The organism is Pseudomonas sp. FDAARGOS_761 (assembly GCF_013343155.1).
Taxonomy (GTDB): domain Bacteria; phylum Pseudomonadota; class Gammaproteobacteria; order Pseudomonadales; family Pseudomonadaceae; genus Pseudomonas; species Pseudomonas aeruginosa.
In genome coordinates, this window is sequence record NZ_CP054572.1 from 5,802,501 (window position 1) to 5,824,944 (window position 22,444).

General features: G+C 64.1%; 16 protein-coding genes, 2 tRNA genes and 3 rRNA genes (1 of these 21 running past the window's edge). 15 read left to right on the top strand and 6 right to left on the bottom strand.

What is annotated here, in order from left to right; all coding sequences use genetic code 11:
* The 12 genes from FOC67_RS27020 to FOC67_RS27075 all read left to right on the top strand — a co-directional run.
* Positions 1–354 (top strand): 16S ribosomal RNA (locus FOC67_RS27020) (it extends 1,182 nt beyond the left edge of the window).
* 64 nt (positions 355–418) lie between these two features.
* A tRNA-Ile gene (locus tag FOC67_RS27025) sits at positions 419–495 on the top strand.
* Positions 496–523: 28 nt separating this feature from the next.
* Positions 524–599, top strand: a tRNA-Ala gene (locus tag FOC67_RS27030).
* A gap of 226 nt (positions 600–825) precedes the next feature.
* Positions 826–3,716, top strand: a 23S ribosomal RNA gene (locus FOC67_RS27035).
* Positions 3,717–3,860: 144 nt separating this feature from the next.
* Positions 3,861–3,976 (top strand): 5S ribosomal RNA (rrf, locus tag FOC67_RS27040).
* Together the 16S, 23S and 5S rRNA genes with 2 tRNA genes alongside form the textbook arrangement of a ribosomal RNA operon.
* Before the next feature lie 403 nt (positions 3,977–4,379).
* The gene (gene pstS, locus FOC67_RS27045) at positions 4,380–5,351 is read left to right on the top strand and encodes a phosphate ABC transporter substrate-binding protein PstS (protein ID WP_003096673.1); all 972 of its coding nucleotides are present in this window, start codon (positions 4,380–4,382) and stop codon (positions 5,349–5,351) included.
* Between the two features lie 422 nt (positions 5,352–5,773).
* The gene (locus FOC67_RS27050) at positions 5,774–7,807 is read left to right on the top strand and encodes an ABC transporter permease subunit (protein ID WP_003123734.1); all 2,034 of its coding nucleotides are present in this window, start codon (positions 5,774–5,776) and stop codon (positions 7,805–7,807) included.
* A gap of 19 nt (positions 7,808–7,826) precedes the next feature.
* A complete protein-coding gene (pstA, locus tag FOC67_RS27055) occupies positions 7,827–9,503 on the top strand; it encodes a phosphate ABC transporter permease PstA (RefSeq protein WP_003096667.1) in 1,677 nt (558 codons plus the stop codon).
* Between the two features lie 15 nt (positions 9,504–9,518).
* Positions 9,519–10,352, top strand: coding sequence for a phosphate ABC transporter ATP-binding protein PstB (pstB, locus tag FOC67_RS27060; RefSeq protein WP_003096663.1), 834 nt, complete (start codon positions 9,519–9,521; stop codon positions 10,350–10,352).
* A 95-nt stretch (positions 10,353–10,447) separates the two neighbouring features.
* Positions 10,448–11,176 carry a phosphate signaling complex protein PhoU gene (gene phoU, locus FOC67_RS27065; protein ID WP_003096661.1) on the top strand — a complete coding sequence of 243 codons (729 nt, stop codon included), beginning with the start codon at positions 10,448–10,450 and terminating at the stop codon, positions 11,174–11,176.
* A 118-nt stretch (positions 11,177–11,294) separates the two neighbouring features.
* Entirely contained in the window at positions 11,295–12,197 is a 903-nt protein-coding gene (locus tag FOC67_RS27070; protein WP_003096657.1) for a response regulator, read from the top strand.
* 116 nt (positions 12,198–12,313) lie between these two features.
* Positions 12,314–13,213: a peptidoglycan DD-metalloendopeptidase family protein gene (locus FOC67_RS27075; RefSeq protein ID WP_003096656.1), complete on the top strand. Its 900-nt coding sequence runs from the start codon at positions 12,314–12,316 to the stop codon at positions 13,211–13,213.
* 34 nt (positions 13,214–13,247) lie between these two features.
* On the opposite strand, the gene FOC67_RS27080 is transcribed toward FOC67_RS27075, so the two are convergent.
* The 3 genes from FOC67_RS27080 to phoB form a co-directional block, all read right to left on the bottom strand.
* Positions 13,248–14,588 (bottom strand): hemolysin family protein, encoded by a 1,341-nt coding sequence (locus FOC67_RS27080; RefSeq protein WP_003096655.1) that lies wholly within the window; start codon positions 14,586–14,588, stop codon positions 13,248–13,250.
* Between the two features lie 102 nt (positions 14,589–14,690).
* Positions 14,691–16,022 carry a phosphate regulon sensor histidine kinase PhoR gene (phoR, locus tag FOC67_RS27085; RefSeq protein ID WP_009314542.1) on the bottom strand — a complete coding sequence of 444 codons (1,332 nt, stop codon included), beginning with the start codon at positions 16,020–16,022 and terminating at the stop codon, positions 14,691–14,693.
* A gap of 72 nt (positions 16,023–16,094) precedes the next feature.
* Entirely contained in the window at positions 16,095–16,784 is a 690-nt protein-coding gene (gene phoB / locus FOC67_RS27090) for a phosphate regulon transcriptional regulator PhoB (RefSeq protein ID WP_009314541.1), read from the bottom strand.
* A gap of 176 nt (positions 16,785–16,960) precedes the next feature.
* Here phoB and FOC67_RS27095 point away from each other — a divergent pair, with 176 nt between their 5' ends.
* On the top strand, positions 16,961–17,344 hold the full coding sequence (locus FOC67_RS27095; protein WP_003096652.1) for a hypothetical protein: 384 nt from the start codon (positions 16,961–16,963) through the stop codon (positions 17,342–17,344).
* A 23-nt stretch (positions 17,345–17,367) separates the two neighbouring features.
* Here FOC67_RS27095 and ubiA read toward each other — a convergent pair whose 3' ends face one another.
* From ubiA to glcC, 3 genes are all read right to left on the bottom strand, one after another.
* Complete coding sequence (ubiA, locus tag FOC67_RS27100; RefSeq protein ID WP_009314540.1) at positions 17,368–18,258, bottom strand: 4-hydroxybenzoate octaprenyltransferase; 891 nt, start codon at positions 18,256–18,258, stop codon at positions 17,368–17,370.
* Between the two features lie 26 nt (positions 18,259–18,284).
* Complete coding sequence (locus tag FOC67_RS27105) at positions 18,285–18,821, bottom strand: chorismate lyase (protein WP_009314539.1); 537 nt, start codon at positions 18,819–18,821, stop codon at positions 18,285–18,287.
* 79 nt (positions 18,822–18,900) lie between these two features.
* Complete coding sequence (gene glcC / locus FOC67_RS27110) at positions 18,901–19,656, bottom strand: transcriptional regulator GlcC (RefSeq protein ID WP_003096643.1); 756 nt, start codon at positions 19,654–19,656, stop codon at positions 18,901–18,903.
* A gap of 204 nt (positions 19,657–19,860) precedes the next feature.
* Here glcC and glcD point away from each other — a divergent pair, with 204 nt between their 5' ends.
* Entirely contained in the window at positions 19,861–21,360 is a 1,500-nt protein-coding gene (gene glcD / locus FOC67_RS27115) for a glycolate oxidase subunit GlcD (RefSeq protein ID WP_009314538.1), read from the top strand.
* Positions 21,360–22,439 (top strand): glycolate oxidase subunit GlcE, encoded by a 1,080-nt coding sequence (gene glcE, locus FOC67_RS27120; protein WP_009314537.1) that lies wholly within the window; start codon positions 21,360–21,362, stop codon positions 22,437–22,439. The genes glcD and glcE overlap by 1 nt, the downstream gene beginning before the upstream one ends.
* Positions 22,440–22,444: the final 5 nt, after the last annotated feature.

A 22,444-nucleotide genomic window follows, 5' to 3' on the forward strand; every position in this document is an offset into this window, starting at 1 on the left:
TGACGTCAAGTCATCATGGCCCTTACGGCCAGGGCTACACACGTGCTACAATGGTCGGTACAAAGGGTTGCCAAGCCGCGAGGTGGAGCTAATCCCATAAAACCGATCGTAGTCCGGATCGCAGTCTGCAACTCGACTGCGTGAAGTCGGAATCGCTAGTAATCGTGAATCAGAATGTCACGGTGAATACGTTCCCGGGCCTTGTACACACCGCCCGTCACACCATGGGAGTGGGTTGCTCCAGAAGTAGCTAGTCTAACCGCAAGGGGGACGGTTACCACGGAGTGATTCATGACTGGGGTGAAGTCGTAACAAGGTAGCCGTAGGGGAACCTGCGGCTGGATCACCTCCTTAATCGAAGATCTCAGCTTCTTCATAAGCTCCCACACGAATTGCTTGATTCACTGGTTAGACGATTGGGTCTGTAGCTCAGTTGGTTAGAGCGCACCCCTGATAAGGGTGAGGTCGGCAGTTCGAATCTGCCCAGACCCACCAATTGTTGGTGTGCTGCGTGATCCGATACGGGGCCATAGCTCAGCTGGGAGAGCGCCTGCTTTGCACGCAGGAGGTCAGGAGTTCGATCCTCCTTGGCTCCACCATCTAAAACAATCGTCGAAAGCTCAGAAATGAATGTTCGTGAATGAACATTGATTTCTGGTCTTTGCACCAGAACTGTTCTTTAAAAATTCGGGTATGTGATAGAAGTAAGACTGAATGATCTCTTTCACTGGTGATCATTCAAGTCAAGGTAAAATTTGCGAGTTCAAGCGCGAATTTTCGGCGAATGTCGTCTTCACAGTATAACCAGATTGCTTGGGGTTATATGGTCAAGTGAAGAAGCGCATACGGTGGATGCCTTGGCAGTCAGAGGCGATGAAAGACGTGGTAGCCTGCGAAAAGCTTCGGGGAGTCGGCAAACAGACTTTGATCCGGAGATCTCTGAATGGGGGAACCCACCTAGGATAACCTAGGTATCTTGTACTGAATCCATAGGTGCAAGAGGCGAACCAGGGGAACTGAAACATCTAAGTACCCTGAGGAAAAGAAATCAACCGAGATTCCCTTAGTAGTGGCGAGCGAACGGGGATTAGCCCTTAAGCTTCATTGATTTTAGCGGAACGCTCTGGAAAGTGCGGCCATAGTGGGTGATAGCCCCGTACGCGAAAGGATCTTTGAAGTGAAATCGAGTAGGACGGAGCACGAGAAACTTTGTCTGAACATGGGGGGACCATCCTCCAAGGCTAAATACTACTGACTGACCGATAGTGAACCAGTACCGTGAGGGAAAGGCGAAAAGAACCCCGGAGAGGGGAGTGAAATAGAACCTGAAACCGTATGCGTACAAGCAGTGGGAGCCTACTTGTTAGGTGACTGCGTACCTTTTGTATAATGGGTCAGCGACTTATATTCAGTGGCAAGCTTAACCGTATAGGGTAGGCGTAGCGAAAGCGAGTCTTAATAGGGCGTTTAGTCGCTGGGTATAGACCCGAAACCGGGCGATCTATCCATGAGCAGGTTGAAGGTTAGGTAACACTGACTGGAGGACCGAACCCACTCCCGTTGAAAAGGTAGGGGATGACTTGTGGATCGGAGTGAAAGGCTAATCAAGCTCGGAGATAGCTGGTTCTCCTCGAAAGCTATTTAGGTAGCGCCTCATGTATCACTCTGGGGGGTAGAGCACTGTTTCGGCTAGGGGGTCATCCCGACTTACCAAACCGATGCAAACTCCGAATACCCAGAAGTGCCGAGCATGGGAGACACACGGCGGGTGCTAACGTCCGTCGTGAAAAGGGAAACAACCCAGACCGCCAGCTAAGGTCCCAAAGTTGTGGTTAAGTGGTAAACGATGTGGGAAGGCTTAGACAGCTAGGAGGTTGGCTTAGAAGCAGCCACCCTTTAAAGAAAGCGTAATAGCTCACTAGTCGAGTCGGCCTGCGCGGAAGATGTAACGGGGCTCAAACCACACACCGAAGCTGCGGGTGTCACGTAAGTGACGCGGTAGAGGAGCGTTCTGTAAGCCTGTGAAGGTGAGTTGAGAAGCTTGCTGGAGGTATCAGAAGTGCGAATGCTGACATGAGTAACGACAATGGGTGTGAAAAACACCCACGCCGAAAGACCAAGGGTTCCTGCGCAACGTTAATCGACGCAGGGTTAGTCGGTTCCTAAGGCGAGGCTGAAAAGCGTAGTCGATGGGAAACAGGTTAATATTCCTGTACTTCTGGTTACTGCGATGGAGGGACGGAGAAGGCTAGGCCAGCTTGGCGTTGGTTGTCCAAGTTTAAGGTGGTAGGCTGAAATCTTAGGTAAATCCGGGGTTTCAAGGCCGAGAGCTGATGACGAGTCGTCTTTTAGATGACGAAGTGGTTGATGCCATGCTTCCAAGAAAAGCTTCTAAGCTTCAGGTAACCAGGAACCGTACCCCAAACCGACACAGGTGGTCGGGTAGAGAATACCAAGGCGCTTGAGAGAACTCGGGTGAAGGAACTAGGCAAAATGGCACCGTAACTTCGGGAGAAGGTGCGCCGGCTAGGGTGAAGGATTTACTCCGTAAGCTCTGGCTGGTCGAAGATACCAGGCCGCTGCGACTGTTTATTAAAAACACAGCACTCTGCAAACACGAAAGTGGACGTATAGGGTGTGACGCCTGCCCGGTGCCGGAAGGTTAATTGATGGGGTTAGCGCAAGCGAAGCTCTTGATCGAAGCCCCGGTAAACGGCGGCCGTAACTATAACGGTCCTAAGGTAGCGAAATTCCTTGTCGGGTAAGTTCCGACCTGCACGAATGGCGTAACGATGGCGGCGCTGTCTCCACCCGAGACTCAGTGAAATTGAAATCGCTGTGAAGATGCAGTGTATCCGCGGCTAGACGGAAAGACCCCGTGAACCTTTACTGTAGCTTTGCACTGGACTTTGAGCCTGCTTGTGTAGGATAGGTGGGAGGCTTTGAAGCGTGGACGCCAGTTCGCGTGGAGCCATCCTTGAAATACCACCCTGGCATGCTTGAGGTTCTAACTCTGGTCCGTGATCCGGATCGAGGACAGTGTATGGTGGGCAGTTTGACTGGGGCGGTCTCCTCCTAAAGAGTAACGGAGGAGTACGAAGGTGCGCTCAGACCGGTCGGAAATCGGTCGTAGAGTATAAAGGCAAAAGCGCGCTTGACTGCGAGACAGACACGTCGAGCAGGTACGAAAGTAGGTCTTAGTGATCCGGTGGTTCTGTATGGAAGGGCCATCGCTCAACGGATAAAAGGTACTCCGGGGATAACAGGCTGATACCGCCCAAGAGTTCATATCGACGGCGGTGTTTGGCACCTCGATGTCGGCTCATCACATCCTGGGGCTGAAGCCGGTCCCAAGGGTATGGCTGTTCGCCATTTAAAGTGGTACGCGAGCTGGGTTTAGAACGTCGTGAGACAGTTCGGTCCCTATCTGCCGTGGACGTTTGAGATTTGAGAGGGGCTGCTCCTAGTACGAGAGGACCGGAGTGGACGAACCTCTGGTGTTCCGGTTGTCACGCCAGTGGCATTGCCGGGTAGCTATGTTCGGAAAAGATAACCGCTGAAAGCATCTAAGCGGGAAACTTGCCTCAAGATGAGATCTCACTGGGAACTTGATTCCCCTGAAGGGCCGTCGAAGACTACGACGTTGATAGGCTGGGTGTGTAAGCGTTGTGAGGCGTTGAGCTAACCAGTACTAATTGCCCGTGAGGCTTGACCATATAACACCCAAACAATCTGACGATTGTGTGTTGTAAGGTGAAGTCGACGAACCGAAAGTTCGCATGAACCGCAAAACACCTTGAAATCACATACCTGAATCCGGATAGACGTAAGCCCAAGCGAACGGATATCCAACCGAATTGCTTGACGATCATAGAGCGTTGGAACCACCTGATCCCTTCCCGAACTCAGAAGTGAAACGACGCATCGCCGATGGTAGTGTGGGGTCTCCCCATGTGAGAGTAGGTCATCGTCAAGCTCCTATCCCAAAACCCCTGGTCAGCGATGACCGGGGGTTTTGCTTTTGCGCGCGGAAAAAGGCGTGCTTCCTCGCTTCTTTTCTCGACTGCGAATGCCGGCGGCGACTGTCACAATTGCCCTGGAAACTACCCATCCTGCATGAAACGGATGGACGGCTACCTCCCCCAGGCGGATCGAAAACGCGCTCCAGAGGGCCTCCCGGGCCCCTCCGTGAAAGGCTGGAGCCCTTGTGTTTCCAGGCTTTTAGGGGTGTGGCAGGGCTTCTCCCAAGGCTTGCGGAAAAATGTCGGAAGGCTGATGGCATTTCATCCAACTGTCACATTCCTTTCATAGAGTCTTCATGCGGCCTGACGATACTGGCCCCCGTTCCATCCAACCCCATCCTGTCCAAGGAGCAAGGCATGAAACTCAAGCGTTTGATGGCGGCCCTGACGTTCGTCGCCGCAGGCGTAGGCGCCGCTTCCGCGGTAGCCGCGATCGACCCGGCGCTGCCGGAATATCAGAAAGCCAGCGGTGTGTCGGGCAACCTGTCGAGCGTCGGCTCCGACACTCTGGCCAACCTGATGACCATGTGGGCCGAGGAGTACAAGCGCCTCTATCCGAACGTGAACATCCAGATCCAGGCTGCCGGCTCTTCTACCGCGCCGCCGGCCCTGACCGAAGGCACCGCCAACCTGGGCCCGATGAGCCGCAAGATGAAGGACGTCGAGCTGCAGGCTTTCGAGCAGAAGTACGGCTATAAGCCGACCGCCGTCCCGGTCGCTGTCGACGCCCTGGCGATCTTCGTGCACAAGGACAACCCGATCAAAGGCCTGACCATGCAGCAGGTCGATGCGATCTTCTCCGCTACCCGCCTGTGCGGCAGCAAGCAGGACGTGAAGACCTGGGGCGACCTGGGCCTGACCGGTGACTGGGCGAAGAAGCCGGTGCAACTGTTCGGCCGCAACTCGGTTTCCGGCACCTACGGCTACTTCAAGGAAGAAGCCCTGTGCAAAGGCGACTTCCGTCCGAACGTCAACGAGCAGCCGGGTTCGGCTTCCGTGGTGCAGTCGGTCAGCCAGTCGCTGAACGGCATCGGCTACTCCGGTATCGGCTACAAGACCGCCAGCGTGAAGACCGTGGCCCTGGCCAAGAAGGAAGGCGCTGCCTTCGTCGAGGACAACGAGCAGAACGCCCTGAACGGCACCTACCCGCTGTCGCGCTTCCTCTACGTCTACGTGAACAAGGCGCCGAACAAGCCGCTGGATCCGCTGGAGGCTCAGTTCCTCAAGCTGGTTCTGTCCAAGACCGGCCAGCAGGTCGTGGTCAAGGACGGCTACATCCCGCTGCCGGCCAAGGTGGCCGAGAAGGCGATCAAGGAACTGGGCCTGTAATCCAGTGACTTGAGCGGATGGCCCAGCGATGGGCCGTCCAGGCATGAAGGCTCTGCCGGCGGGCGCTAGGACCCGCCGGCCTTTCCCGCCAGCGAGGCTCTGCTGGCGGGCTTTGTTGCGTCATGTTGCTGTCATCTGTCTGTCATACAGAGCCTTTAGGGTGTCACCCCATGAACGACATGGCCAACTCCCCGATGAACTCCTCCCTTGCTCCCGAGCGGATTGACTTCAATACGCCAGCCCTGCAACGCAAGCGCCGCATCCGTGCCCTCAAGGACCGCCTGACCCGCTGGTACGTGCTGGTCGGCGGCCTGGCCGTGCTGGCGGCGATCACCCTGATCTTCTTCTACCTGGCCTACGTCGTGCTCCCGCTGTTCCGCGGCGCCGACCTGGAGACCCGCGAAGCGCTGACTCCGGCCTGGATGCAGCAGGCGCAGGTGCCCCTGCTGCTCAGCATCGAGGAGCAGAACCAGGTGGCCATGCGCGTTGGCGGCCAGGGCGAGATCCTCTTCTTCAACGCCAAGACCGGTGTCGAACTGAAGCGTGTCGCTCTGCCGCTTCCGGCGGGCAGCGAGATCCGCTCGATCGCCCAGGACCAGCCGGGCAGCCCGACGGTCGCCCTGGGCTTGTCCAACGGACAGGTGCTGGTGTTCCAGCACACCTACAAGGTCACCTACCCGGACAACAAGAAGACCATCACCCCGGAGATCGCCTTCCCCTACGGCGAGACCCCGATCGGTCTCGATCCGCAGGGCCGCCCGCTGGAGCATGTGAGCATCAATGCCGGCGACGACAGCCTGCTGCTGGCTGGCTCCGTCGACAAGCAACTGCTGCTGTTGAGCATGACTCGCGAAGAGAACATGCTGACCGGCGAAAGCACGCTGGACGAGGAGCGCATCGAACTCCCGCAGATCGCCGAACCGGTGAAAGCCATCTACCTCGACCCGCGCAAGCAGTGGCTGTACGTGATCAACGGACGTGCCACCGCCGATGTGTTCGACCTGCACAGCCGCCAGTTGAACGGTCGCTACAAGCTGCTGGAAGACCCCAACGCCGAGGTCACCGCGAGCACCCAGCTGTTGGGCGGCATCTCGCTGCTGGTGGGCGATTCCAAGGGTGGCATCGCCCAGTGGTTCATGGCTCGCGATACCGACGGCGAACCGCGCCTGTCGCACGTTCGCGACTTCAACCTGGATGGCGCGCCGATCAGCGCCATCGCTCCGGAACAACGGCGCAAGGGCTTCATCGCCCTGGACGAGAAGGGCAACCTCGGCGTCTTCCACAGCACGGCGCACCGTACCCTGCTGGTCCAGCCGGTCGCCGACTCTTCCGGGGTCATCACCCTGTCGCCGCGGGCCAACCGCCTGCTGCTGGAGCAGGGTGGCAAGATCCACCGCTTCGCCCTGAGCAACCCGCACCCGGAAATCTCCTGGAGCGCGCTCTGGGGCAAGGTCTGGTACGAGAGCTACGACAAGCCGGCCTACGTCTGGCAGTCCACCGCCGCGACCACCGACTTCGAACCGAAGCTGAGCCTCTCGCCGCTGACCTTCGGCACGCTCAAGGCCGCCTTCTACGCGATGATCCTGGCAGCTCCGCTGGCCATCGCGGCCGCCGTCTACACCGCCTATTTCATGGCTCCGGCGATGCGCCGCAAGGTCAAGCCGGTGATCGAGCTGATGGAGGCGCTGCCGACGGTGATCCTCGGCTTCTTCGCCGGCCTGTTCCTGGCGCCCTACGTCGAAGGCCACCTGCCAGGGGTGTTCAGCCTGCTGTTGCTGACGCCGCTGGGCATCCTTCTCGCCGGCCTGCTCTGGAGCCGCCTGCCCGAGCGTATCCGCCTGAGCCTGCCGGCCGGCTGGGAAGCCGCGCTGCTGATCCCGGTGGTGCTCGCCGTCGGCGCCTTCGCCCTGTGGCTGAGCCCGCACCTGGAGACCACCTTCTTCGGCGGCGACATGCGCCTCTGGCTGAGCCACGACCTGGGCATCACCTACGACCAGCGCAATGCCCTGATCGTCGGGCTGGCAATGGGCTTCGCGGTGATCCCGAATATCTTCTCGATCGCCGAGGACGCCATCTTCAGCGTGCCGCGCAGCCTTACCTACGGCTCCCTGGCCCTGGGCGCCACGCCCTGGCAGACGCTGACCCGCGTGGTGATCCTGACCGCCAGCCCAGGCATCTTCTCGGCGCTGATGATCGGCATGGGCCGCGCCGTCGGCGAGACCATGATCGTGCTGATGGCGACCGGCAATACCCCGGTGATGGAACTGAACATCTTCGAAGGCATGCGCACCCTGGCGGCCAACGTCGCGGTGGAGATGCCCGAGTCGGAGGTCGGCGGCAGCCACTACCGCGTGCTGTTCCTCTCGGCGCTGGTACTGCTGACGTTCACCTTCGTGATGAACACCCTGGCAGAGCTGATCCGTCAGCGTCTGCGCAAGAAATACGCGTCGTTGTAAGCGGCGGAGGTATAGCTCTGTGAAACAGAAACAGGAAACCGTCAAAGCCTGGTTCGGCAGCGGCTCGCCCTGGGTGTGGATGAACGCCGGCGCGGTGTCGATCGCGGTGATCATGACCATCGGCCTGCTGGCGGTGATCGCGGTACGCGGCCTCGGCCACTTCTGGCCGGCGAACGTCATCGAGGCGACTTACCAGATCCCTGGCGAAGCCGCCAAGACCGTGATCGGCGAGGTGGTCCAGGCCGAGGAAGTGCCGCGCGCGCGCCTGCGCAGCGCCGGCATGCCGGTCCCGGAGGCCGGCCCCGAATTCATGACCCGCGAGCTGCTCAAGCTGGGCAACCGCGAGCTTTACGGCAGCGATTTCTCCTGGGTCGTCGGCGAGTGGCTGCAGGACATCAAGCGTCCCGAAGCGCTGATGGTTCTCGAACGCCGCGAGTGGGGCAACTTCTACGGCTACCTGCTGAGCGTCAAGGAGAACGGCCAGGTGGTCGCCGAAGGCGACGCCGCGGTAGGCGAACTGCAGAAGCGCATGCAGCGGGTGGATGACCTCTACGCCAAGCTCTACAAGCTGGAGAAGGGCGACATCGGCGGGATCAACCACGGTCTCGAGCGCCTGCGCCTGAAAGAGCGCAAGTTGCAGTTGGACGGCAAGCTGGACGCCGCCGCCCAGGCCGACCTGGCCGCCGAGCGCAGCGAGTTGCAGGCGCGCTACAAGGTCCTGGAAGAGCAGCTCAACGGCCTGCACCAGGAGTTCAACCGCGACAGCGTGGTAATGCGCGACGCCAGCGGCCGCGAGAGCGAAATCACCCTTGGCAAGCTGGTGCATGCCTACCAGCCCAACGCCATGGGCCTGGGCACCAAGATGACGGTGTACTTCAAGAAGCTCTGGGAGTTCCTCAGCGACGATCCGCGCGAGGCCAATACCGAGGGCGGTATCTTCCCGGCGATCTTCGGCACCGTGATGATGACCCTGGTGATGGCGCTGATCGTCACCCCGTTCGGCGTGATCGCTGCGGTCTACCTGCGCGAGTACGCCAAGCAGGGGCCGCTGACCCGGGTGATCCGCATCGCCGTGAACAACCTCGCCGGCGTACCGGCGATCGTCTACGGCGTGTTCGGCCTGGGCTTCTTCGTCTACGTGCTGGGCGGTTCCATCGACCGGCTGTTCTTCCCCGAGGCCCTTCCGGCGCCGACCTTCGGTACCCCCGGACTGTTCTGGGCCTCGCTGACCCTGGCGATCCTCGCCGTGCCGGTGGTGATCGTCGCCACCGAGGAAGGCCTGGCGCGGATTCCGCGCGCGGTCCGCGAAGGCTCCCTGGCGCTCGGCGCGACCAAGGCGGAAACGCTGTGGAAGATCGTCCTGCCGATGGCCAGCCCGGCGATGATGACCGGCCTGATCCTCGCCGTGGCTCGTGCCGCCGGCGAAGTGGCGCCGCTGATGCTGGTCGGCGTGGTGAAACTGGCACCGTCGCTGCCGGTCGACGGTAACTATCCGTACGTGCATCTCGACCAGAAGATCATGCACCTCGGTTTCCATATCTACGACGTCGGTTTCCAGAGCCCCAACGTCGAGGCCGCACGGCCGCTGGTATACGCTACGGCGTTGCTGCTGGTCGTGGTGATCGCCCTGCTGAACTTCTCCGCCATCGCGATCCGCAATCGCCTGCGCGAGAAGTACAAGGCCCTGGAAAACTGATTGAGGGAGCTTCCCATGCAAAACGAGACCGCCAGCCACGGCATCAACTTCGATGCGCTCGGCCGCGACCGCCAGAGCCTCGACCTGGCTTCCGAAAGTGTCGAACTGGAAGTGCCCGGGCTGAACCTGTTCTACGGCGCCAAGCAGGCCCTGTTCGACGTCCGGATGAACATTCCGAAGCAGCGCGTGACCGCCTTCATCGGCCCGTCCGGCTGCGGCAAGTCGACCCTGCTGCGCTGCTTCAACCGGATGAACGACCTGGTGGACGGCTGCCGCGTCGAAGGCGAGATCCGCCTCGATGGCCACAACATCTTCGCCAAGGGCGTCGACGTCGCCGAGCTGCGCCGTCGCGTCGGCATGGTGTTCCAGAAGCCCAACCCGTTCCCCAAGAGCATCTACGAGAACGTGGTCTACGGCCTGCGTATCCAGGGCATCAACAAGAAGCGCGTACTTGACGAGGCCGTCGAGTGGGCGCTGAAGGGGGCTGCGCTGTGGGAGGAGGTGAAGGATCGCCTGCACGAGTCCGCCCTCGGCCTGTCCGGTGGCCAGCAGCAGCGCCTGGTGATCGCCCGGACCATCGCGGTGGAACCGGAAGTGCTGCTGCTCGACGAGCCGTGCTCGGCGCTGGACCCGATCTCCACGCTGAAGATCGAAGAGCTGATCTACGAGTTGAAGTCGAAGTTCACCATCGTCATCGTTACCCACAACATGCAGCAGGCCGCGCGGGTTTCCGACTATACGGCGTTCATGTACATGGGCAAGCTGATCGAGTTCGGCGACACCGATACGCTGTTTACCAACCCGGCGAAGAAGCAGACCGAAGACTACATCACCGGCCGCTACGGCTAGCGGCGCGTCCGGAGGCGCGGCGATACCGCTGCCTCCGGCGCTCTCCGTAGCTCGTTGATGTCACCGGTCGCAGCGGCTCCAGAAGGATTCCCCACATGATCAACAAAGACAGTCTCACCCATCACATCTCCCAGCAGTTCAACGCCGAGCTGGAGGATGTGCGCAGCCACCTCCTGGCCATGGGCGGGCTGGTGGAAAAGCAGGTCAACGACGCGGTCAACGCGCTGATCGATGCCGACTCCGGCCTCGCCCAGCAGGTCCGCGAGATCGACGACCAGATCAACCAGATGGAGCGCAACATCGACGAGGAGTGCGTGCGTATCCTCGCCCGGCGTCAGCCGGCGGCCTCCGACCTGCGCCTGATCATCAGCATCTCGAAGTCGGTGATCGACCTCGAGCGGATCGGCGACGAGGCCTCCAAGGTCGCCCGCCGCGCCATCCAGCTGTGCGAGGAAGGCGAGTCGCCGCGCGGCTACGTCGAGGTTCGGCACATCGGCAGCCAGGTACAGAAGATGGTGCAGGAGGCACTGGACGCCTTCGCCCGCTTCGATGCCGACCTGGCGCTGTCCGTGGCGCAGTACGACAAGACCGTCGATCGCGAATACAAGACCGCCCTGCGCGAGCTGGTCACCTACATGATGGAAGACCCGCGGGCGATATCCCGCGTGCTCAACATCATCTGGGCCCTGCGCTCGCTGGAGCGCATCGGCGACCATGCGCGCAACATCGCCGAGCTGGTGATCTACCTGGTTCGCGGCACCGACGTTCGTCACATCGGCCTGACCCGCATGAAGGAAGAGGTCGAGAACAACCGCGGCGAGTGATCTTCCGCAGGCAAGGCTCCCTTGACCTGGAGCCTTGTTTCTTCGCGCGACTGCAGCAAGGCTTGGCATCCTGCCAGCAGGGGAGGCTATCCTAGGCGAACCTGTCCAGGAGAAGTCGATGAGCAAAGTCAGCGCGCTAGTGGTGGATGACGCCCCCTTCATCCGAGATCTGATGAAGAAAGGGTTGCGCGACAACTTCCCCGGCCTTCATATCGAGGAGGCCGTGAACGGCCGCAAGGCCCAGCAACTGCTCAGTCGGCAGAACGTCGACCTGATCCTCTGCGACTGGGAGATGCCGGAGATGTCCGGCCTCGAACTGCTGACCTGGTGCCGTGCCCAGGAAAACCTCAAGACTACCCCGTTCATCATGGTCACCAGTCGCGGCGACAAGGAGAACGTGGTCCAGGCGATCCAGGCCGGGGTGTCGGACTACATCGGCAAGCCATTCTCCAATGACCAACTGGTGGCCAAGATCAAGAAGGCCCTGAGCCGCAGCGGCAAGCTGGAAGCCCTGGCGGCCCACGCGCCGCGCCGGGAGATCGCCAGCGGCATGGCCAACGATTCGCTGGCCGCTCTGACCGGCGGTCGCGCCGAGGTGATCAAGCCCGCCGCCAGTCCGGCAAAACCGGCCCCCGCGCCGAAGCCGGCTTCGGCTCCCCAGGCCAGCGCGCGTCCCGCCGGCAGCGGCAACCCGCTGGGCCAGGCGCAATTGCGCCTGCCGCAGAGCAGCATGCCCTGCGTGATCAAGGCGGTCAGCCTGAAGGAAGCGCAACTGGTGGTGAAGCGCGCCGACCCGCTGCCGCAGGTGCTGGAAAGCGCGGTGCTGGACCTCGAGGAAAACAGCGACGTGGCGCGCCTGAACGGCTACCTGCACGCCATCGCCGCGCTGGAGCCGAAGCCGGATAGCGATTGGCTGCTGTTGACCCTGCGTTTCGTCGACCGCGACCCGCAGAAGCTCGACTACCTGTCGCGCCTGATCGCCCGCGGAAGTACCCAGAAGCACTACGTTCCCGGCGCCTGAGCGGTTTTTTTCCCGACGATCCGTTCACAGCCCGCTCGCTGTCGTCTCGCCCTGGCAATAAAGCGCTGCTAGTCTTGCCGATTCGGGATAACCAGAACGACACGATCCGTGCAGTCATGCTAGGGCGCCTCCTCCTTCTCTGTGGCCTGTTCGCCGCGGCAGCTCCGGCTGCGGCCCTGACCATCTACAAGTACACCGACGCCAATGGCGTGGTGACCTACTCCGACCGCGCCGTGGCCGGGGCGCAGGTGTTCGTCTTCCGCGACCGGATGGTCGAGCACCTGGAACGGGAAGTGAAGCTGGAGACGAAGAAGCACGCGGGTGGCGAGACCCTGCAGGTGCGCAACGACCTCTACGCGCCGGTCGAGGTCGAGTTGCGGATCCGCAACCCGCGCAATGCCGTTGGGGTGCCCGACGGGCCGATTCGCTGGGTGGTCCCGGCGCGCAGCCAGGTGCGCCTGGCGACCCTGGCGCCGCGCAAGGCCGGCAAGCCGATGAGCTACACGCCGAAGCTGCGCTACGCGCTCGGCGACCCGCGCCAGCAGCCGCTGCTCTATCGCTATCCGCTGCCCTGGCGCGGCGGGCCGTTCCGCCTGTCCCAGGGCGCCAATGGCAAGTACAGCCACTTCACCCCCAAGGGCCGCTACGCGATGGACATCGCCATGCCCGAGGGCACGCCGATCATCGCCGCCCGCGGCGGCACCGTGGTGAAGATCGAGAACAACCAGAGCGGGCGCGGCAACAATCCCTCGGGCAACTTCGTCCGCATCCTGCACGACGACGGCACCATGGGCGTCTACCTGCACCTGATGCGCCACTCGGTGCTGGTCGCCGAGGGCCAGCGGGTCCAGGTCGGCACGCCGCTGGCGCGCTCCGGCAACACCGGCAACAGCAGCGGGCCGCACCTGCACTTCGTGATCCAGCGCAACGTCGGCCTGGCGCTGGAGTCGATTCCCTACGACTTCGCCCAGCCGGTCGACAGCCTGCCGAACTTCGCTATCGTCCGCGAGCCTTGAAAAGTCACCGGCGCCGTGGCGGCGCCGGCTCGTCTCAGTCGAGCTTGACCACCTTGGCCAGGACGATCTTCGGACCGCGCATCTTCTTCACGATGATCCGCAGGCCCTCGGTGTCGAGGACTTCCTCTTCCTCCGGCACCCGCTTCAGGGTGTCGTAGACCAGCCCGGCGAGAGTGTCCGCCTCGACATGATCGAGGTCGATGCCGAGCAGGCGCTCGAGCTTGAACAGCGGTGTGTCGCCGCGCACCAGCAGCTTGCCCGGCTGGTAGGCGAGGATGCCGCGCTCGGTCTTGCGGTGTTCGTCCTGGATGTCGCCGACCAGCACTTCCAGCACGTCCTCCATGGTCAGGAAGCCGACCACCTTGTGATCGGCCTCTTCCACCACGGCGAAGTGCGCGCCGCCCTTGCGGAACTGCTCCAGCAGGCGCGACAGCGGGGTGTGCTTGGTGACGATCTCCAGCGGGCGCACCAGTTCGTCGAGGTCGAAGGTCTCCGGCAGGCTGTCCAGGGCGGACAGTGCCAGCAGCAGGTCCTTGATGTGCAGCAGGCCGATGAACTCGCCCTTGTGGCTGTCCCAGACCGGGTAGCGGCTGTACTTGTGGCGGCGGATCACCGCGAGGATGTCCGCCAGCGGCGCGTCGTGCTCGAGGTAGACCAGGTCTTCGCGGGAGTTGGCCCAGTCGACCACCTCCAGCTCGCCCAGCTCCACCGCCGAGGCCAGCACGCGCATGCCCTGGTCGCTGGGGTCCTGGGCGCGGCTGGAGTGGAGAATCAGCTTCAGTTCGTCGCGGCTGTAGTGATGCTCGTGGTGCGGGCCGGGCTCGCCCTGGCCGGCGATCTTGAGGATGGCGTTGGCGCTGGCGTTGAGCAGCCAGATCGCCGGGTACATCAGCCAGTAGAAGAGGTACAGCGGCACCGCCGTCCACAGCGACAGCAGTTCCGGCTTGCGGATCGCCCAGGACTTGGGCGCCAGCTCGCCGACCACGATGTGCAGGTAGGAAATGATGAAGAACGCGGTGAAGAAGGAGATACCGCGGATCAGTTCGTCGGAATGCACGCCGATCATCGCCAGCAGCGGTTCCAGGAGTTCGGCGAAGGCCGGCTCGCCGACCCAGCCCAGGCCCAGGGAGGCCAGGGTGATGCCCAGCTGGCAGGCGGACAGGTAGGCGTCCAGCTGGTTGTGTACCTTGCGCAGGATGGCGCCGCGCCAGCCGTGCTGCTTGGCGATGGTTTCCACGCGGGTGGCGCGGAGCTTGACCATGGCGAACTCGGCGGCGACGAAGAAGCCGTTGAGCAGGACGAGGAAAAGCGCAAAGAGGATCAGGCCGGCATCGGCGAAATAGGTGGCGATGCTGGTACTAGGAGAAGGGTCCATGGGGGTGTGCGGTAGCCAAAAGGCCCTTAAGAATGAGGGGCTGTGTCGTCGCTTGCAAGCCTTGGCCGTGCCGACGCCGGCGGCGCGGCACCGCGACGAGGCTCACTTCGACGCCTTGCGCTCGGCCTCGGCGACCTGTGCCGGGGCGAAATGGCAGGTGAAGGTGCTGCCCTTGCCGGGCACGCTGCTGATTTCCAGGCGCGCGCGGTGGCGGATCAGCACGTGCTTGACGATGGCCAGGCCGAGGCCGGTGCCGCCGGTGTTGGAGGCGCGGCTGGAGTCCACCCGGTAGAAGCGCTCGGTCAGGCGCGGCAGGTGCTTGGGATCGACGCCGATACCGGTGTCCTGCACCGACAGGTGCGCGCCCTGTTCGTCGGCCCACCAGCGGATGCGGATCTCGCCCTCGTCGGGGGTGTACTTCACCGCGTTGAATACCAGGTTGGAGAAGGCGCTGCGCAGTTCCGCCTCGCTCCCCTTGAGCTGCACCGCGGGTGTGGCGTCCAGGCTGATGCGGTGGTTGCGCCCGGCGGACAGGGCCTGGGCGTCGTTGCGGATGCTGGCGAGGAGAGCGTCCACCGCCACCGGCTTGTTGTCGCCGGGGTATTCGGTGGCCTCCAGCTTGGCCAGCAGGAGCAGGTCGTTGAGCAGGTTCTGCATGCGTCCGGCCTGCTGCTGCATCTGTTGCAGGGCGCGCAGCCAGCGCGGGTTCACATCCTCGACGTTGTCGAGGAGGGTCTCCAGGTAGCCGGCGATCACCGTCAGCGGCGTGCGCAGCTCGTGGGAGACGTTGGCCACGAAGTCCTTGCGCATCTGCTCCAGCTGGTGGACGCGGGTGACGTCGCGGACCAGCATCAGGTGCTCGCGGTTGCCGTAGAGGGTGATGTGGAATTGCAGGCGCAGGCGCTCGTTGATCGGCGAGGGGATTTCCAGCGGCTCGCGGTAATCCTCCTGGTCGAAGTATTCCTTGAAGCGCGGATGGCGGATCAGGTTGCTCACCGGCTGGCCGCCGTCCTGCGGGGTCTTCAGGCCGAGCAGGTTTTCCGCGGCGAGGTTCCACCATTCCAGATTGCCGTCGCTGTCGAGCATGATCACCGCGTCACGCAGCGCCGCGGTGGACTCCTGGATCCGGTCGATCACCGCCTGCAGGCGGCCACGGGCGCGCTGGTTGCGGCGTTGCAGGTGGTAGATATTGTCGAAGACTTCGCCCCAGAGGCCGTAGCTGTCCGGCGGTGGCTCGTCTGGCTGGTGGTTGCGCAGCCACTGGTGCAGGCGCAGTAGCTGCCAGAGGGTCCAGCCGAGGTAGAGAGCCAGGCCGAGGGCCAGGGCCCAGCCGTAATGGCCGCTGACCACGCCGAGCACGAGGCTGGCGGCCAGCATGAGAAGCAGGTGGCGGATCAGCGCTCCACGCCAGTCTTGGTTCACGACGGATTGCATCCTGTCCAGTGGCGGTCCGTCACGGACCGTCCAGGGGAAACGACTCCGGCCGCCGGGCGGCCGGGCGCGGGGTCAGCTCTTGGTGGAGAAACGATAGCCGGTCCCGCGGACAGTCTGAACCAGATTTTCGTAGACCTCGCCGAGCGCCTTGCGCAGGCGGCGGATATGCACGTCGACGGTGCGCTCCTCGACATAGACGTTGCCGCCCCAGACCTGGTCCAGCAGTTGGCCGCGGGTATAGGCGCGTTCCTGGTGAGTCATGAAGAACTGCAGCAGGCGGTACTCGGTGGGGCCCATCTCGGCCGGCTTGCCGTCGATGGTCACGCGGTGGCTGATCGGGTCCAGCAGCAGGCCGCCAACCTCGATCGGCGCCTCGCTGTCGCCAGGCCCGGTGCGGCGCAGCACGGCCTTCAGGCGGGCGACCAGCTCGCGGGGCGAGAACGGCTTGGTGATGTAGTCGTCGGCGCCGACCTCCAGGCCCTGGATCTTGTTGTCCTCCTCGCCCTTGGCGGTGAGCATGATGATCGGGATGTCGACGGTCAGTTCGTCACGCTTCAGGCGTCGCGCCAGTTCGATGCCGGAAGTGCCGGGGAGCATCCAGTCGAGCAGGATCAGGTCCGGCTTGCGGTCGACGATCACCGCGTGCGCCTGCTGGGTATTTTCCGCCTCCAGGCACTCGTAGCCGGCCATCTCCAGGGTCACGGCGATCATCTCGCGAATCGGTGCTTCGTCATCAACGATGAGGATTGTCTTGCCAACCATGGTCTTGCCTCGGGTCGATCTGTCTTGCGCCGCATTAGATAACGAAATTGTGTCAGGTATGTGACACAACGGCGTAGTTTCCGCCGACTGCCCGCGGCGGGGCTATGCTCAACAGGTTCCGGTGCCGTCCCTGCGGGCGGCGAACGCTCCACCTGAAGACACAGGAGAGAGACGCGATGAACAGAATCCACCTGGCGCTGGGTCTGGCGCTGGCCCTGCCGGCGTTCGCCGCGCTGGCCCAGGAAACGGTGGCGCCGGCCACCGAGAAGGACGGCGTGCTGGTCGATGGCAAGGGCATGACGCTCTATACCTACGACAAGGACAGTGAAGGGCAATCCGCCTGTTCCGGGCAGTGCGCGAAGAACTGGCCGCCGCTGGCAGCGGCCCAGGGAGCGCAGGCCAGCGGCGACTGGAGCCTGGTCGCTCGCGAGGACGGCACCCAGCAGTGGGCCTACTACGGCAAGCCCCTTTATACCTTCATCCAGGACAAGAAGCCTGGTGACAAGAACGGTGACGGCAAGATGGGCGCCTGGCACGTCGCCCAGCCGGACATGGACTAGACGGTCGCCGGCCTGCGCGCCGCTCAACGCAGCGCGTAGTCGGCGACCGTGCCGAGGAAGATCGCCAGGCCAGCCCAGTGGTTGTGCAGGAAGGCGCGGAAGCAGGCCTGCGGGTCGCGGTCGCGGGTCGACCAGGCTTCCCAGACGAAGCAGGCCGCCGCCACCGCCAGGCCGAGGTAGAAGCACAGGCCCAGTTCGAAGCGGCTGCCGGCCAGCGCCAGCAGGAGCAGGGTCAGGCCCTGCAGGCTGCCGATGATCAGGCGGTCGGCATCGCCGAAGAGGATCGCGGTGGACTTGATACCGATCTTCAGGTCGTCCTCGCGGTCGGTCATCGCGTAGTAGGAGTCGTAGGCGACCGTCCACAGCACGTTGGCCAGGAACAGCAGCCAGGCGCTGGCCGGCAGTTCACCGCGCTCGGCGGTGAAGGCCATCAGGATGCCCCAGGAATAGGCGGCGCCCAGCACCACCTGCGGATAGTAGGTGTAGCGCTTCATGAAGGGGTAGAGCGAGGCCACGGCTACCGCGCCGAACGATAGCCAGACGGTCGTTGCGTTGGTCAGCAGGACCAGGCCGAAGCTCAGCGCGACCAGGACGGCGAAGGTGATCCAGGCCTCGCGCACGCTGATCTTGCCGGTGGCCAGCGGGCGCGCCTTGGTGCGTGCGACGTGCCCGTCGAAATTGCGGTCGGCGAAATCGTTGATCACGCAGCCGGCGGCGCGCATCAGGATGACGCCGAGGACGAAGATCAGCAGGTTCTTCAGCTCCGGCACGCCGTCCGCGGCGATCCACAGCGACCAGAGGGTCGGCCAGAGCAGCAGGTAGATGCCGATCGGCCGGTCCAGCCGCACCAGTTGGACGAAGTCCCAGGCGCGGGGGTGCAGGCGGGCCAGCGGCTTGATCAGGGTGACGAACATGGGGACCTCCGGAGTCGACCGGGGGATTATACGTCGGCGATTCCCGCCTGGTCCCACAGGCTCGGTAGGAATACCTCCGCCACCAGCACCCCGAGCGCGCCGCGGGAAAACCGTGAGCGACGGCCCCAGAGACCCTCGGCGCGGACCTCGGCGGGCAGACCGGCCGCCGGATAGCGGCAGACTTCGATGGGCCCGCGCTCGAAGGCGCTGTCGCTGAACAGCAACTCGCCCAGCGAGCGGGTGCCGAGCAGCGCCAGGTCGAAGCCCGAGCCTTCCAGGGCGCTGCGCGCCGCCACGCTGCGGGCGAACACCCAGGGACGGTCGTGGCCATGCAGGTAGACCTCGCGGACCCAGCCGCTACTGCCGGGAGGGACGTCGAGCCCCTGGCATTCGTCGTCGCGCAGGGTCTGCCAGCCTTCCAGCAGGGGTTCGACGCGGAACGCGCCGTCGGCCAGGGCGGTCAGGCGCCGGGTCAGCGACCCTTCGTCGAACAGCCAGTCGAGGACGGCGGGGGAGACGCTGGACAGTTGGTCGGCGCGAAGCCAGAGCGCATTGCTGGGCATGACGGGACTACGAGACGGCGGCAGAAGGCGGCGAGGGTAGCACGTTCGGTCGGCGGCCGGTCTGCGACGCGGTGGCGCGTCACCCCCAGCCGTTCAGGCGCAGGGTGGCGCGGACCAGGCGCTGTTCTTCCTGCTCGATCTCCCGCAGGTTGTCGCGGATGCTGTGGATATGTTCGCGCGCCGCCCGTTGCGCCTGGTCCGGCTGGCGCTCGCGGAGGGCCGCGTAGAGGCGCGCGTGCTGGCGGTCGATCTGGCGTTTCTGCGGCGGCCGGTGATAGAGGTTGTTCACCGAGGCGAATACCGTGCTCAGCAGCAGTTCGTTGAGCGATTGCAGGGTATGCACCAGCACCGGATTGTGCGATGCCTCGCTGATCGCCCGGTGGAACGCGTGGTCGCGGCGGGCGTGCTCGCGGGGATCGATCGGCTGGGTTTCCTCGTGGCTGGCGAGCATCTCTTCGTAGCGCCGGGCGAGCAGGACGAAGTCTGCCTCGGTGCCGCGTAGCGCTGCCAGGCGGGCCGCCTCGCCCTCCAGCAGGGCGCGGACTTCGAGCAGGTCGTAGAGGGTGCGCGGCTGGGAGCCGAACAGGTGCATCAGCGGGCTGGCGTCGGCGTTGCGGTCGAGATCGGCGACGAACGACCCACGGCCATGCTCGGTATCGATGATGCCGCGCCCGCGCAGCGCCCGCAGGCCCTCGCGCAGGGCCGAGCGCGAGCAGCCGAGCTTGGCCACCAGGCGCCGCTCGGACGGCAGTGCCTGGCCGACCTTGAGCACGCCGTCGACGATCAGCCGCTCGATACGCTCTGCGACCTGGTCGGCCACCCGCTGTTTCTGCATGGAAGCTCCCGTTGCACTGGTAGGACCAGTTGGCTGTCGTTACTCACTATAGAAGCTCAGGGACTTTCTAGCATGCGCCTCATGCCCATGGCTCCTGGTGATACTGGTAGGACCAGTTAGACGCCTGCTGGACCCCGGCGTCCGCGCGGTACAGGCTGTGGACGCTTGCTGATCCCGCCGACAACCACAACAAGGACAGCCGCCATGAACATCCTCTACGACGAGCGTCTGGACGGTCCGCTGCCGCAGGTGGACAAGGATGGCCTGCTGGCCGAGTTGCGCCTCCGCCTGCCCGACCTCGAACTGCTGCACGCCGCGGAAGACCTGCGTCCCTACGAGTGCGACGGACTCTCGGCGTATCGCTGCACGCCGTTGCTGGTGGCATTGCCGGAACGCATCGAACAGGTTCAGGGCCTGCTCGCCCTCTGCCATCGGCTGAAGGTGCCGGTCGTGGCGCGCGGTGCCGGCACCGGCCTGTCCGGCGGCGCGCTGCCGCTGGAGAACGGCGTGCTGCTGGTGATGGCGCGTTTCCGGCGGATCCTCGAGATCGATCCGCTGGGTCGTTTCGCCCGGGTCCAGCCTGGCGTGCGCAACCTGGCGATCTCCCAGGCCGCTGCCCCTCATGGTCTGTACTACGCACCGGACCCGTCCTCGCAGATCGCCTGCTCCATCGGCGGCAACGTCGCGGAGAACGCCGGCGGCGTGCATTGCCTGAAGTACGGCCTGACCGTGCACAACCTGTTGCAGGTGGACATCGTGACCCTGGAAGGCGAGCGCCTGAGCCTGGGGTCCAGCGCCCTGGACAGCGCCGGCTTCGACCTGCTGGCGCTGTTCACCGGCTCCGAAGGGCTGCTCGGCGTGGTGGTGGAGGTCACCGTCAGGCTGTTGCCGCGCCCGCCGGTGGCGAAGGTCCTGCTGGCCAGCTTCGACGATGTGGAAAGCGCCGGGCGGGCGGTGGCCGACCTGATCGGTGCCGGCATCGTCCCGGCCGGGCTGGAAATGATGGACAACCTGTCGATCCGCGCCGCCGAGGACTTCATCCATGCCGGCTATCCGGTCGACGCGGCGGCGATCCTGCTCTGCGAACTGGATGGCGTGGAAGCCGACGTGCACGAGGATTGCGAGCGGGTCCGCGAGCTGTTCGAGGCGGCTGGCTCCACCTCGGTGCGACAGGCCCAAGACGAGGCCGAGCGCCAGCGCTTCTGGGCCGGGCGCAAGAATGCGTTTCCGGCGGTCGGGCGGATTTCCCCCGATTACTACTGCATGGACGGCAGCATCCCGCGCCGCGAGCTGCCGCGGGTGCTGCATGGCATCGCCGAGCTTTCGCGCGAATATGGCCTGCGGGTGGCCAACGTATTCCACGCCGGCGACGGCAACATGCACCCGCTGATCCTCTTCGACGCCAACCTGCCGGGCGAGCTGGAGCGCGCCGAAGCGCTGGGCGGCAGGATCCTCGAGTTGTGCGTGGCGGTAGGCGGCAGCATCACCGGCGAACATGGCGTCGGCCGCGAGAAGATCAACCAGATGTGCGCTCAGTTCAATGCCGACGAGCTGACCCTGTTCCACGCCGTGAAGGCGGCGTTCGACCCGGCCGGGCTGCTCAATCCCGGCAAGAACGTGCCCACCCTGCATCGCTGCGCCGAGTTCGGCGCCATGCACGTCCACCACGGTCGACTGCCGTTCCCCGAACTGGAGCGTTTCTGATGAGCCAGCCGTATTTCGATCCGGACGCTGGCGCCGACCATGCCGGCGCGCTGCTCGAGCGGGTCCGCGACGCCCTGGCGCGGCGCGTCCCGCTGCGCATCGTCGGCGGCGATAGCAAGGCGTTCCTCGGCAGGCCGGTCGCGGGCGAACCGCTGGCGCTCGCCGAACACCGCGGGATCGTCGCCTACGATCCCTGCGAACTGGTGATCACCGCCCGTGCCGGTACGCCGCTGGACGAGCTACAGGCCGTGCTGGCGCGCGGCGGGCAGATGCTTGCCTGCGAGGCGCCGGGTTTCGGCGGCCGGGCGACGGTCGGCGGGGTGCTCGCCAGCGGTCTGTCCGGACCGCGCCGGCCCTGGGCGGGAGCGGTACGCGATTTCGTCCTCGGCACGCGGCTGATCAGTGGCCTGGGCACCCACCTGCGCTTCGGCGGCGAGGTGATGAAGAACGTCGCCGGCTACGACCTGTCGCGGTTGCTGGCGGGCAGCTTCGGTTGCCTCGGGGTGGTCACCGAAGTGTCCTTCAAGGTGCTGCCCATGCCGCGCTGCCAGGCCGGCCTGAGCCTGGACCTGCCGGTGGCGACGGCGTTGCGCAAGCTGGCCGAGTGGGGAGGCCAGCCATTGCCGATCAGTGCGGCCTGCCACGACGGCGAAGCCCTGCGCCTGCGCCTGGAGGGCGGTGAGGGCTCGGTACGCTCGGCGCGCGACCGCCTCGGTGGCGAAGCGCTCGAGGACGGCTTCTGGGCCGACCTGCGCGAGCAGCGCCTGCCGTTCTTCGACGACCCGCGACCGCTCTGGCGCCTGTCGCTGCCGGCGCTGGCGCCGGAGACGCCGTTGCCCGGTCGTCAGTTGCTGGACTGGGGCGGGGCGCTGCGCTGGCTGAAGAGCGACGCGCCGGCCGCGGACATCCGCGCGTGGACCGCCGCCCATGGCGGCCACGCCACCTGCTACCGCGCCGGCCATCTCGATGCGCCGTTCCAGCCGCTACCGCCTGGACTGCTCGGCCTGCACCGGGCACTCAAACGCCAGCTCGACCCGCAGGGCATCTTCAATCCCGGGCGGATGTACGCCGAACTCTGAGGAGG

Bases quoted from the DNA above. Each gene is read 5' to 3' on its own strand.
- phoR (WP_009314542.1), bottom strand. From the start codon at position 16,022: ATGCAATCCGTCGTGAACCAAGACTGGCGTGGAGCGCTGATCCGCCAC.
- ubiA (WP_009314540.1), bottom strand. From the start codon at position 18,258: ATGTTCGTCACCCTGATCAAGCCGCTGGCCCGCCTGCACCCCCGCGCC.
- FOC67_RS27080 (WP_003096655.1), bottom strand. From the start codon at position 14,588: ATGGACCCTTCTCCTAGTACCAGCATCGCCACCTATTTCGCCGATGCC.
- glcE (WP_009314537.1), top strand. From the start codon at position 21,360: ATGAGCCAGCCGTATTTCGATCCGGACGCTGGCGCCGACCATGCCGGC.
- pstB (WP_003096663.1), top strand. From the start codon at position 9,519: ATGCAAAACGAGACCGCCAGCCACGGCATCAACTTCGATGCGCTCGGC.
- FOC67_RS27105 (WP_009314539.1), bottom strand. From the start codon at position 18,821: ATGCCCAGCAATGCGCTCTGGCTTCGCGCCGACCAACTGTCCAGCGTC.
- pstS (WP_003096673.1), top strand. From the start codon at position 4,380: ATGAAACTCAAGCGTTTGATGGCGGCCCTGACGTTCGTCGCCGCAGGC.
- FOC67_RS27070 (WP_003096657.1), top strand. From the start codon at position 11,295: ATGAGCAAAGTCAGCGCGCTAGTGGTGGATGACGCCCCCTTCATCCGA.
- glcC (WP_003096643.1), bottom strand. From the start codon at position 19,656: ATGCAGAAACAGCGGGTGGCCGACCAGGTCGCAGAGCGTATCGAGCGG.
- phoU (WP_003096661.1), top strand. From the start codon at position 10,448: ATGATCAACAAAGACAGTCTCACCCATCACATCTCCCAGCAGTTCAAC.
- glcD (WP_009314538.1), top strand. From the start codon at position 19,861: ATGAACATCCTCTACGACGAGCGTCTGGACGGTCCGCTGCCGCAGGTG.
- FOC67_RS27075 (WP_003096656.1), top strand. From the start codon at position 12,314: ATGCTAGGGCGCCTCCTCCTTCTCTGTGGCCTGTTCGCCGCGGCAGCT.
- phoB (WP_009314541.1), bottom strand. From the start codon at position 16,784: ATGGTTGGCAAGACAATCCTCATCGTTGATGACGAAGCACCGATTCGC.
- FOC67_RS27095 (WP_003096652.1), top strand. From the start codon at position 16,961: ATGAACAGAATCCACCTGGCGCTGGGTCTGGCGCTGGCCCTGCCGGCG.
- FOC67_RS27050 (WP_003123734.1), top strand. From the start codon at position 5,774: ATGCAGCAGGCGCAGGTGCCCCTGCTGCTCAGCATCGAGGAGCAGAAC.